The 13,353-nt window shown below is 47.0% G+C and carries 8 protein-coding genes; 7 read left to right on the top strand and 1 reads right to left on the bottom strand.

Annotation, left to right across the window (positions count from 1 at the left end; genetic code table 11):
* Positions 1 to 74: 74 nt before the first annotated feature.
* Positions 75 to 1,214, bottom strand: a complete 1,140-nt coding sequence (locus MHH92_RS12715) for a GGDEF domain-containing protein (RefSeq protein WP_340904034.1) — start codon at positions 1,212 to 1,214, stop codon at positions 75 to 77.
* 232 nt (positions 1,215 to 1,446) lie between these two features.
* On the opposite strand from MHH92_RS12715, the gene MHH92_RS12720 reads away from it, so the two are divergent.
* From MHH92_RS12720 to MHH92_RS12750, 7 genes are all read left to right on the top strand, one after another.
* Complete coding sequence (locus MHH92_RS12720; protein ID WP_340904036.1) at positions 1,447 to 8,157, top strand: DUF7507 domain-containing protein; 6,711 nt, start codon at positions 1,447 to 1,449, stop codon at positions 8,155 to 8,157.
* Positions 8,154 to 9,845, top strand: coding sequence for a DUF11 domain-containing protein (locus MHH92_RS12725; protein ID WP_340904037.1), 1,692 nt, complete (start codon positions 8,154 to 8,156; stop codon positions 9,843 to 9,845). The genes MHH92_RS12720 and MHH92_RS12725 overlap by 4 nt, the downstream gene beginning before the upstream one ends.
* 153 nt (positions 9,846 to 9,998) lie before the next feature.
* Complete coding sequence (locus tag MHH92_RS12730) at positions 9,999 to 10,256, top strand: YolD-like family protein (RefSeq protein WP_036608707.1); 258 nt, start codon at positions 9,999 to 10,001, stop codon at positions 10,254 to 10,256.
* 100 nt (positions 10,257 to 10,356) lie between these two features.
* A complete protein-coding gene (locus tag MHH92_RS12735; RefSeq protein WP_017688846.1) occupies positions 10,357 to 10,476 on the top strand; it encodes a hypothetical protein in 120 nt (39 codons plus the stop codon).
* A gap of 156 nt (positions 10,477 to 10,632) precedes the next feature.
* Complete coding sequence (locus tag MHH92_RS12740) at positions 10,633 to 11,136, top strand: ferritin (protein ID WP_047842684.1); 504 nt, start codon at positions 10,633 to 10,635, stop codon at positions 11,134 to 11,136.
* Positions 11,137 to 11,608: 472 nt separating this feature from the next.
* Positions 11,609 to 12,349: a polysaccharide deacetylase family protein gene (locus tag MHH92_RS12745; RefSeq protein ID WP_340904050.1), complete on the top strand. Its 741-nt coding sequence runs from the start codon at positions 11,609 to 11,611 to the stop codon at positions 12,347 to 12,349.
* Positions 12,350 to 12,393: 44 nt separating this feature from the next.
* Positions 12,394 to 13,302 carry a hypothetical protein gene (locus MHH92_RS12750; RefSeq protein ID WP_340904052.1) on the top strand — a complete coding sequence of 303 codons (909 nt, stop codon included), beginning with the start codon at positions 12,394 to 12,396 and terminating at the stop codon, positions 13,300 to 13,302.
* Positions 13,303 to 13,353: the final 51 nt, after the last annotated feature.

Below are 13,353 nucleotides of genomic sequence, written 5' to 3' on the forward strand. Positions count from 1 at the left end.
GCTGATCGTATTCAGACCCAAAAAAAGTTGTGTTGTACAAACCGGAATTCCGGTGTACAGCACAACTTTTTTATTTATATTTTCTCTGCCAAGGATGAAGTCAGATCAAGTGATGTTACGGTTTTATTTTTACCTGTTCGTTTCGCGGCATACAGACAGGCATCCACTTCCTCGAACAATTTGTCTTTGGTTAGATTGGGGCTGTAGCTTTTGAGACCGATACTCACGGTGATGGAAGCTCCTTCAAGTTCCAGATGGCCCATCAAGGCAATCTTCTGACGAATCTGTTCCACCAAGGCATAAGCCTGCTTGAAAGATTGCTCAAACATCAATAAGGCAAACTCTTCGCCCCCGTACCGTGCTGCAATATCACTTGAGGTAATGGTTTCCTGAATGATCAGGGACACTTTCTCCAGAATAATGTCTCCAACCCGATGACCATACGTATCATTAATGGACTTGAAGTCATCAATATCGATCAGGGCCAGATGCAGACTCATGCCACTGTTGGCATACTCAAATGCTTTTTCATAATAATCCTTGAATGAACTTTGATTATAAAGGTTGGTTAAACCGTCTGTTTTGGACTGTTTGGTCATAATGGCATTTCGCACAATAAGGTCCTGCTTGGCAAGCATGCTGGCCTGAAGATCATCGAGCACCTCAACGCCGCTGGTTACGATAACCTGTGCTACATATGTACCTAGGATTAGAAAAGCAGGAATGGATACCATGTCAAATGAAGACAGGTACAACCGGTAGGCCGGATCGAACAAAACCAGAAAGTAACCAGTCATCTGCATCAGAAAGACAATCCAGACTCTCTTTTTACTGAAGAACAGCACCGAAGCAAAGATGGGCAACAGACAGATTGCTAATATAATCCTAATGTCATAATTGACATGAATAATCGTCCAGGCGATAACCGTGCTGGCTATAGACATGGTGTAAAAGGAATATGAACTGAAGCGTCGATCAACCCAACTTGCGAACAAAATGCATGAACTGCTGACGGCCGTAGGCCAGAACAGGACATTCATCAAGAAATCTGTAGGTGTGCGATCATACTCCAGGAACAGGAAACAACCAATCTGAATGGCGAAATGTGCAATGATAACAACCCAGTAGGCATGGAGCATTTTTTGAATCCATTTGGAATGTTTGAACTCGTACTCTGTTGGAATGTGACTATTGTGCGTATGGAAACCTTTCATATATCACCGCTGACTGCATCATAATGGTACGACAGAATTACTCTCGTATATGATAATTATAAATCACAATGAACAAAACGCAAATGTATTTAACTGTTATGTGAGAACAAGACTCACATAAGTTTCGAGTTGTCACAAACTTTTTATGGAGGACAAACAAAACTCAACAATACACTCATAGACTATATACATGGCTCCGTTCCATATGTAGGAAATCATTGATGAAGGGGAGGTGATCTTCATTCCTCTTGTCGTTCGTTCAACCGTTAATGCTACGGGAGCAATTACATTTACAGGAAATACGCTTGGACTGAGTCGTTCGGAAACAGCGGGAGTACCCGGAACACAGGACAGTATTGGAGGTTTTATCACAACCAACACCAGCCTCCAGTACGGCACCTATCCACTGGGAACGACAAGCCTGTATCAGAGCAACAGTTCAGCAGCCATTCTTACACTACCTGCTGGAAGTACCGTTCTGTATGCAGAATTGATCTGGGGCGGCAGTTACATCAATGGTACAGTCAATCTGAGTGCTGCCATCAACAATCCGGTTACGTTTATTACACCCGCAGGGACTTCCAGTGTGACTCCTGATCCACTTACCTACAATCAATTCGATCTGGGGGGCGGTGCTGCTGGCTATGTACGTTCCGCCAATGTGACTACACTTGTTCAAAGCGGGGGAGCCGGTACATATATCACTGGAGCAGTGGTAGGGACTATAGTTATTCCAAGTGATTCCACGGCCAATCATGCGGGATGGACACTTGGAGTCATTTATCAGAATCCCAATCTGCCTTTTCGCAACATGTCTTTGCGTGCAGGCGGCGTACTTGTTCAATCCACTTCACCACCTGTTGTTACCACACTGACTGGATTTGCAACGCCCCTTTCCGGTGTATTGGGAGGAAGAATACTGTTCAGTGCGCAGGAGGGCGACGCGAACCGGACCGGTGACCAGGCATTATTCGGGCCGACCTCAGCTACATCGGTTGCTTTGTCTGGGCCCAATAATCTAGCTGCGAACTTTTTTGCCTCTCAGATTAACGGAGATACCGGAGCGCTTAATACAACAGGAACGTTTGGGACACGAAATCAGATCAACGGAGCTCCAGGTACAAATATTATCGGTGGACGTCAAGGCTGGGATATTACCAATGTGGATGTTTCAGCAAGACTGATCAATAACCAGTCATCTGCGGTGTTGACATTAACAACCTCGGGGGATGCCTACATTGTCAACGCCAATGCAATTCAAGTTGATATTAATGCACCCAAGATCACATTGGCTAAGGCAACGGTCGCCGCCGGTGCAGTTGCCGGGGATAGTATCCTATATTCGGTTACCGTTACCAATGCAGGCACTGCGAGTGCGGCCAGTGTTGTATTATCCGATTCACTTCCTGCAGGTCTTACCTTTATTCCTGGCAGTGTCACGGTTGCAGGTGTATCCCGTCCAACACTTGATGTGACGGCAGGCATTCCGTTGGGTTCGTTAACTTTATCCAGCAGTGTTGTTGTAACCTATCGAGCACTCATCGGTCAGGATGCAAGCATCCTGCAACTGGTGAATTCGGCCAATGCAGCCTTTACATTTCAAAGTGTAGCAGGGGGGCCGGTCATTACCGGAGTTATTCCTTCCAACAACTCCACCCTTACGGTTTATTCGCCAAACCTGTCCATTGTGAAATCGGCGAGTACCACCAATGCCACGGTGGGTGACCTAGTAACCTATACACTGCAAGTGAACAACGGAGGGAATGTTGCAGCCAACGTTACATTGAGGGATAACATTCCAAGTGGTAGCTCATATGTAGCAGGCAGCTTTCGTCTGAATGGAAATGTGATTGCTGGCGCCAATCCGGTTACCGGCGTTAATCTGGGGAGCCTCGCGGCAGGAAGTGCCAATACCGTGACCTTTCAGGTACTTGTAACAAGCTTGCCGACACCGCCGACTCTTGTGGATCAGGCGACAGCTTCTTATTCCTTCAATTCACCTGATGGACGGACGATCACGGGAAACATCGCCTCGAATACCTTAACGATCCCGGTAACATTGCCCAATGTGACCACGGTAAAATCAGCATCCGTTACCGATGTTGCTGTCGGGGAGACCTTCACGTACACCGTAGTTACTACCAACAGTGGTATTCAGGTGATTAACAATGTGGTACTTACAGATGCGCTCCCTGCTGGAATAACTTTTGTTCCCGGCAGTGCAACCGTAAGGGGAACTGTTGTACCGTCTGCGAATCCGAGCAGTGGTATCTCTATTGGGACATTGGCGGCCGGAAGTTCTGCGACGGTGACGTTTCAGGTGAATGTGCAGTCTTTGCCTGCTTCAGGTTCGTTAGTTAATCGAGCGGTAGTGTCCTATAGCTCTGGTTCGTTCACGGGCATTTCCAACTCCAATTCCATTACAACCCCTGTATACCAAGCTGTTGTTGGTATCAACAAGTCGGCAAGCCAAACCAATGCGACACTGGGGGATCAGATTGCATACACACTTGTGGTCACGAACAGTGGGAATATAGCGACTCAAGTGAATGTGACGGATACGATTCCAGCGGGGCTGACGTTTGTCCCGAATTCGGTAACTGTGAATGGTACTGCACGTCCTGGAACAAGCCCATTAACCGGAATAACACTGGGCAGCCTCCTGCCGGGAGTTGCGGCTACGGTGGTGTTTCGCGCTACACTCACCACACTTCCGACTCCCCCGACACTGGAGAATCAAGGGACAGCAAGTTATACGTACCAGCTTCCAAGTGGAAGGAATCTCTCAGGCAGCAGCTTATCCAATATCGTTCGTATATCTGCATCGGCTCCCAATATTTCTCTTAGTAAAACAGTAAACACACCAGATGCGACAGTTGGAGATGTGCTTACGTATACCGTTGTTGCAACAAACGCAGGAATTAGTGCAGTACAAAATCTGGTGATTTCGGATGCACCATCCGGCTCTGAATTTGTCCCGGGTAGTGTCACGATTAATGGATCTGCTGTTCCCAGCGCAAGCCCCGTTGCGGGAATCGCAGTGGGTTCATTGAATAGCTCAAGCAGCGTAACTGTGACCTATCAGACCCGAGTGAATTCCGTTCCATCTACGGGTTTGGTTAGTAACCAGGCCAATGCAGCATTTACATCAGGCAGTTTTAACGGTGTTTCTTCTTCTATATCAGTAAATACCCCCATATTTCTGCCAGTGATCCAAGTGGTGAAGTCAGCAAGTACAACAAGTTTGACTGTAGGCGATACGTTTAATTACACCATCCAAATTAACAATACAGGTAACATAGCTGCAACGGTTACCTTGACAGATCCCATTCCAGCAGGAGCAGTATTCAGCACAAATAGTGTCATTATTAATGGCGTACCTACACCTGGAGTCAGCCCGGAGTCGGGTATCAGTCTAGGAGAAATTGCTGCGGGCTCAGGTGCAACGGTCACCTTTGTTGCGACGGTTACCAGCTTGCCAGATGCAAGGCAGTTAATTAATCAGGCGGTTGCTTCATTTGCCTACACACTCCCAAGTGGGAGAACGATTGCCGGTCTCTCGTCATCAAACACCATCACTATTCCAGTGTCTCTGCCCAATGTTACGATTGTCAACAGTGACAATGTAGAGTACGGCGTAGTCGGAGATGTCATTCGATACACATCTGTTATTCGTAATAACGGCACAGTAGCCGTTAATAATGTGGTATATGTCAATCCTCTTCCTTCGAATACCCCATTTGTACCCGGAAGTGTCATTGTGAACGGGACTTCGTTCCCGCTCTCCAATCCGACCGCCGGCATTCCAATCGGTACGTTGGCTCCAGGAGCCGAGGTTACCGTAACTTTTGAGGTGACGATTACCATGCCGATTCCTTCGCAGATTAACAATCAGTCGACGGTCAGCTTCACATCCGGTTCATTTTCAGGGTCATCATCGTCCAATACCACTCAGACTCCGGTCATACAACCGCAGATTTCACTTGTCAAAACAGCAAATACCGTAAATGCAACTGTAGGTGATACGGTTGTATACACGGTAACGGTCAGCAATGCTGGCAATCTGGAAGCAAATGTTACTCTCACAGACAACATTCCTTCTGCGACTACTTTTGTACCCAACAGTGTGGTTGTATCCGGTGTGCCAGAGCCGGGAGTAACACCAGGAACAGGTATTCCGGTAGGCATTGTAGCAGCAGGGGCGACGGCTGTTGTCACGTTTGCCGTTGTTGTGGATTCACTTCCATCCCCACAGCAGCTTAGCAATTTTGCTACATCATCCTTTACATTTACACCTCCAGATGGGCGGACGTTGACTGGCTCAGCCACTTCGAATACACTCACGTTCCCAGTCTCGTCACCAAACGTCGCTGTTGTCAAAAGCACAGCTTCCACTGCGGCTACGGTAGGCGATACGGTGACCTATTCCATTCTGGTGACCAACAGCGGAATTGCACCGGTGAACAATATTCAGTTTTCAGACCCGATTCCAGCTGGAGCCTCTTTTGTTACAGGGAGTGTCACAGTGAATGGGGTTGCGCAACCCGGAGCCAATCCGGCAGGTGGGGTACCCCTTGGTACATTGGGGCCCGGAACGTCCGCGACGGTCACATTCAGTATCCGTATCGACGCGATTCCGCCAAGTGATCAGTTGAGCAATCGCTCTACGGTCAGTTTTACCTCAGGTACATTCTCAAGCACAACCTTTTCAAATACCGTGGTCACTCCGGTGTACCAGCCTATTCTTTCAGCGCAAAAAACAGCCAGTACACAAAATGCTACCGTTGGGGATACAGTCAGCTACACGATAACTGTGAACAATCAGGGAAACTTTGGAGCCCAGATTAACCTGACAGATAACCTTCCAGCCGGAACCATCCTTGTTCCAAATAGCGTTATTGTGAACGGGCAACCGCTGCCAGCAGGAAATCCAGCAACGGGCATCCCCGCAGGCAATGTGGCTCCAGGAGCTACCACCACAATTACCTTTTCAGTAGTTGTTGATACGCTGCCAAGTCCGCAACAACTGGTGAATCAGGCTTCCGTAGCTCTATCATATACATTGCCGGATGGGCGGAACATCACGGAGTCTGTTCTATCCAATGTGTTAACCATTACCGTATCGGCACCGGATGTCGATGTCGTCAAATCCACAACTTCAACGTCGGTATCAGTTGGTGATATCGTAACGTATAGCATCGCTGTAACCAATAACGGAATTGCAACGGTCAACAATGTGGTTTTCACGGATGCAGTGCCGACAAGTACCGTTCTTGCGCCAACCGGCGTGTTTGTCGATGGTGTTCTGCGCCCTGGTGCCAATCCTTCTACGGGAATAACACTTGGTTCCATCGCACCTGGCGTTACGGTAACCGTTGTATTTAGTGTGCAGGTTACGGCGCTTCCGGCAAGTGCAGTGTTAAACAATCAGTCCACGGTCAGCTTTACATCAGGGGCTTTCTCAGCGACCACATTCTCCAATACGGTTACAACTCCGGTCTTTCAACCTATTCTGGCGGCAGTCAAAACGGGAGATCAGACGATAGCAACGGTAGGGGATACCGTTGTGTACAGCATCGCCATTTCCAATACCGGGAACTATGGCGCATCTGTCACGTTAACGGATACCATTCCGGCAGGAACAGAGTTTGTTCCTAATAGCGTTATTATTAACGGGGCTTCTGCACCAGGTGCAGATCCAGCTTCGGGTATTCCGCTTGGTGTCGTTTCCACAACAACTCTAGTTACCTTCTCCGTTGTGATTGTGACGTTACCTTTGAGCCAGTCCATTACCAATCAGGCTTCTGCGACATTTTCGTATACATTACCTGATGGAAGAACACTTGGAGGCACGATTACGTCCAACGCACTCAACATTCAAGTATCTGCTCCGAACGTCAGTGTAGTTAAGACAGCTTCGGTAGTTGATGCCGTGGTAGGCGACACGATTGTGTATGAAATGGTTGTGACCAATGAAGGAATTGACCCTGTAAACAATATTGTGTTAACCGATCCCATCAGTCCGGCCGTAACATTTGTTGCTGGGAGCGTCCTGGTAGATGGCGTTCCACGGGCCTTGGCAAACCCGGCGCTGGGCATAGCCCTTGGTAGTTTAGCCCCTGGAGCATCGATAACGGTATCGTATGCAGTTCGGGTCAATACGCTTCCAACACCACCACAAGTGAGCAGTCAGTCTTCCGTAAGTTTCACATCGGGTGTTTTCTCGGGAGCAGCGTATTCCAATACGGTTGTAACACCAATCTATCAGCCGATTATTGCCGTAACCAAAACAGGGAGCACCTCCAATGCAACGATTGGTGACACCATCACCTATTCTTTTGCCATTAACAATAGCGGGAATCTGGATGCAAGTTTGACATTAACGGACAATATACCGAATGGAGCCGTACTGCTTCCCAACAGTGTTCTGATTGATGGTGTTCCACAGCCAGGTGCCAATCCAGAGACGGGTATCGTTGTGGGTACCATACCGTCCGGAGGTACGGTTATTGTAACGGTCACCCTCGAAGTGACTGTAGATACGTTGCCACAGGATCAGCAACTGGTTAACCAGGCGGTGGCCAACTATACATTTAGTCCACCCGATGGCCGTCTGTTGACGGGGACCGTATCTTCGAATGTTCTGGTTATCCCGGTATCTGCACCAAATGTTGTAGTTGCCAAAAGTACAAGTGCCATTGATGCTGTTGTTGGTGATGTAATCACCTATACGGTTGTAGTAACCAATAGCGGCATTGAAGTGGTTAATAATGTGGTCATGGTTGACCCGGTACCTGTCGGTACAGTATTTGTGCCAGGAAGTGTTACGGTGGATGGTGTGCCAAGACCAACAGGGAATCCGAATACAGGCATCACGCTTGGTTCGATTGCTGCGGGTGCTTCCGTTACGGTTACATTCAGAGTAGAGGTTGTGGTGATATGAGCCAATCTTCCGGTCCGTTGTCCCACTGGCTAAAGAATCAGTCCCTGGTTCGATTCAGCTCGGGTGCGACTGAACTGGAACAGGTATCCTATTCGAATACGGTTGTAACACCGTGGATCGGCCCCAGGCTTGAAGTCAGAAAAGTCTGCAATGTCACGGAGGCTGCCTTGGGGCAGTCTCTTATCTACCGTGTTGAAATTGTTAACACCGGAAATCTTACGGCCCTAGTGTACCTATTGGATCAGCTATCTGCAGAGACGGCACTGCTTCCCAACAGTGTACTGCGTGATGGTATTCCGTTACCGGGAGCATCACCGGAGACAGGATTGCCTCCAGCTGAAATTGCGCCCGGAGCCACGTTGCGATACCACTTCCAAGTTGTAATCTTGCGTTTACCTGAGACACTGAAGCTGCTGAATCAGGCACAGGTTAACTATGAGTTTTTGACACCGGAAGGCAGAACGGTTACAGGTATGGAACAATCCAATATCGTGGAGGTCAATCTGGTCTCATCCCGGCTGGAGATCTCCTTTCAGGCGGATCACATCTATACCTTCTCAGGGGATATTGTCATGTACACCGTCATCGTGAGCAATCCGGGTTTTATTGCAGCCACCAATGCCCAAGTAACGATTTCTTTGCCACAGGGCATTGTTTTTATACCTGCGAGTGTCATCGTAGATGAAATGTTTGCGCCACAAGTAACGCCTGATACGGGCATACAACTTGGAGAGATTTTACCCGGAAGCTCAATTAGGATACAATATCGGGTTCAGGTTACGGGGGGAAGCGATGCAAACGGAATATCAAGTGTAGCTGTACTGTCATATATCTCGGCAGGACAGCAGGAGACGGTCTACTCCAATCAGGTTACCCTGGAAGTGATACAGCCCCAGGTCTCTGTGGTGAAAAGTGTGCTCCCGGTAACGGCCACATTAGGCGATGTCGTCCAATATAATATTACCGTCTCCAATGCAAGCAGTTATGCGGTGGATGGAACTCTCCTGGATGTACTGCCCACAGGTGTGACATTTGTCGAAGGCAGCCTGCGCTGGAATGGGGTTAAACGTCCCGGAACCAATCTGGCTAAAGGGCTTAATCTGGGGACGTTGACAGCCCGGTCGGTTCTGAATATTCAGTTCGAAGCGAAACTTCCAGATCGAGATGAATCGCTGCCTGATGACTACAGGTATGTGAATCATGCTAGCCTGATGTATACATTTCGATTGCCGGATTCACGGTCAGTGCAGCGGATGATTACATCCAATGAAGCTGTGGTCGAATTGAAAGCGCCGATAATTCAGGCTTATGTTCAAGTGACACCCACATTGGTCGAGCAGGGAGGTACCGTCACTTTTCAGGTACGTGTGGGGAATACGGGTAATTTGCCGGCACGTGTACAACTTGGGAGCATTTTACCTGAGGGTGCCAGATGGCTTGGTCAAGCTACGGGTGAGCTCCAATTGAGCATATCAGAGTATTCCACACCACGGGTTCTGCATGTGGGCGTGATTGAGCCTGGAACGGAAAAGAACATCTCGTATGTAGCGAAGTTAGCTTCTGAGAAGGTGGGGACGCTGCAAGGAGACTTGATTGCCAGGTACACGTATGAATGGAATGGACAAAAACGGGCTGGCGAAACCCGATCGAATGAGTACAGCATCATTGTGGAGTATAGAGAAGAATAGGAGGTATCACGGTTAACGGTAACTTGCCTGAGGAATTTGCTCATTCTGGTTGCCATGAGATTACACGAACGTAAATGAATGGTATACTTATTGAATATGAACTCGGCAATCAACCCGTGGAATCGGGACGTCGGAGTAGAGGAGGCAGCCACATTGGCAAAAGCAAAAGTAGCAAAAAGACCTACACGGGATGAGTTTGAACTCGAAGAGTTGGGAAACCAGCTGGTTGAAGCTTTTCGGGAACGTTCGGAAGTACTGTTGACGGTATGGGGCAAAGAAGATCAGGTGCAAGGAGTCATCGTCAAAATGGACTCCCGTACACGACTCGTACATGTAGAGTATACCGAAGAAGAGTTCACAGCGAAGGTACCTTTTCTGGATATCATGCGTGTGCAATCTCCCCGGTACTGAACGAAAAAAACAGCAATCTGAATAATTAGGGCATCCGCCCTGTCAAAGTCGTTCTTCCTGCATAAGATAACCCATACCTGTTGCAGAGGAGGTACGGTCAATGAGCGAAGTATTAGGTGGAGAAACAAGAGGCTACGGATACGGAGGTTTCACTTCTGTAGGTGCCATTCTGGTTCTGTTCATCCTGTTGGTTATCATCTCCAAAGCGTTCTTGGTATAATTGCATATCTCTAAAGAATGAAAGAAGCTCTGCCATCGCGGCAGAGCTTTTTTGTTCGTTCAGTCCTTGGCGAATTTTGTAGAAAATCGGTGTAAGTCCTGCTTACGTTATGTTAGAATATAACCATCCCTAGAGAAAGAAAGAGGTGTTTTGATTATGAGCCAAACGTTAACAGAATCTTTAAATGAACAGATGAACTTTGAGTTTTATTCCGCTCATGTATATCTGGCTATGGCAGCCTATTGTTCCAGCAAAAGTCTGGATGGATTTGCGAACTTCTTCATCGTGCAAGCGGAAGAAGAGCGATTCCATGGCATGAAAATATACAAATTCCTGAATGATCGTGGGCAACGTGCCACACTTGAGGCTTTGCCAGAACCGAAGAATGAATATGCTTCGATGCTGGATGTGTTTGAGCATGGTTATGCTCATGAACAGCAAAACACGAAAAAATTCTACAATCTGGCTGACATCGCTCTGAATGAACGTGAACATGCAACGATGTATTTCCTGAAATGGTTCATTGATGAGCAGGTTGAAGAGGAAGCTTTGTTTGACAATATTATTCAGAAGCTGCGCCGCATTGAAAAAGACAGCAATGCCTTCTACATGCTGGATGCCGAGTTTGGCAAACGTTCGTTCACTGCTCCAACTGAATAAATTGCACGTAGGGAGTCGAGAAGATTCCAGCGTCAAAACACCATTTACATACAGCATGAGGTAATGATCCTGAAAGCAATGGGGGCAATCCCCTTGCAAGGGATGATGGTTTGATGCCATATGCTGATTAAAGACAAAGAAGCCTGCACTTGTGCAGGTTTTTTTGCATGCAACGATATTTAATGATTGTATTGATTTACTTGAATTGGAGTAAAGGTCTATCAAAATTCTGAATGTGGGTAATAGAGGATATGTCACAATTGATCTATCCTGACGGGATCTTATTTTGCGCAAATCTATCAAATTCGTATTAAATTTTAGGTTTATCTGACAAAAGTGTAACTCTACCGTAGCCTTTGGAGCGAGAACAGGAGCCACTATCTTTGATAGTATTAGGATTAATCGCCAAGGGATGAAGGTAGAAAAACATGGACACCCGGGGAAATATAACACACAAGGGAGACTTTTAATTATGCTACATATTCGTAAATCTATCATGGTCACACTTGCTATTTTACTAATCATTCCACTATTATTGCCGCAGTCGGTATCTGCCAAATCAGCTTCATCCAAGGATGGTGCAAGCAAAGCAAATTCCAAAATCATATACCTGACGTTTGATGATGGGCCAACCGCTCATACGGGTCAGTTACTGGATATTCTGGATCAATATCATGCGAAGGCAACGTTTTTCATGCTGGGACCTCAAATGGAGCAATTTCAGAAGGCTACCAAACGTATCGTAGCTGACGGGCATGGATTGGGTCTGCATGGTGTGACTCACGTTCCAGGCAAATTCTATAAATCTGCATATAGCGGATTGAAAGAGATGCAACAGGCCAATGCAAGTCTGAACAAGGTTGCCGGAGTTAAAACAAGTCTCGTTCGGACGCCATATGGTAGTAAACCTTATCTCAAACCGGCATTCCGTAATGTACTGCTGGGCCAGGGTGGATTCCATCTATGGGATTGGAATGTCGATTCGGAAGACTGGAAATACAAGAAAGATCACCAGAAAGTCTATAACAGTGTAATGAAGCAGATTCACAATGTGCAAAAGAGCGGAACAACGCCGGTTGTGCTTATGCACGACCAAGAAGCAACGCTGAAAGTATTACCGAAAGTATTGAAAACATTGAAGGCAGAAGGGTATCGTTTTGAAGTGTTAAGCAAAAAAGTGCAGCCGGTTAACTTCTGGAACGACAAGCGTTAATCTTTTGAATTTTTAGATTGGCTACAACGAAGGAGGTACACATCATGAAGAAACAGCCATTATGGATCACGATTCCAGTAACGACAGCCGTTTTACTTGCTCTGGCAGGATGTGGCGGACCGGATTCAAATACAGCATCATCAGAGAATAGTTCTTCACCAACGACAACAGTAGGTGAGCAGACCGAGACCGGAAGTGGTGGTGCTGATTTCTCTAATGAAAATGAAACAGGAACCAAAGAGAATACGGGCACAACAGATAATGAAGACACATCAGGATCGAAGGCAAATGACAACCAAGTTGTCACTGGTCAATCAGGTGTGAATGATGTGATCAAGCAAGTTCGCAACCAGTTGAAGATGAAGGATGCAGCGTTACCCACTTCATTTTCATTGGACAAGGGTACATCTTTGGGGGCGGCAATACTGTCCAATACTGCGGATGCATTTAAGGTAAACTTCTACGCTACCACTCAGTCTGTTGCCATTAATGATCAATCTTTAACTGCAACCGACAGTAAGATACCTGTACTGGCTTCCTATGAAGTGAAGACCTATAAGGACCCGGATCAGCCAGAAATATTCCCTGAGACGGACCTGAAAGATATTCCAGCAAATATGGCTGTGGATCTAGGACATGGCATCAAAGGTATGAGTGAAGGTGCCGCAGGCAGTCAATATTTGACTTGGCAAGAAGGCAGATGGACGCTGGAAATTCGTTCGGTTTCCGAAGATGAAATGAATAATCCGGGCATAGCGAAGAAAATGGTGGAGTACCTGGAGTCACATACCTTGCCAGTACCCAAAGATAAAGGGTATATCAAGGTTGAATATCCAAGTGGTGGAAAGTCTGTTCATGTAACGATCTCATGGCAGGACGGTAACCAAATTCATCAGCTTAAGACCGATCAAGTGCCATTAGAAGCTCTTGGCATGGTTGTATCTGTGAAATAAATCTTGAGTGTTTTACGGATATTCTGCAATGTAGAAGAGATGAGTGTGGGA

This window comes from Paenibacillus sp. FSL M7-1414, assembly GCF_038003195.1.
GTDB classification, from domain to species: domain Bacteria; phylum Bacillota; class Bacilli; order Paenibacillales; family Paenibacillaceae; genus Paenibacillus; species Paenibacillus amylolyticus.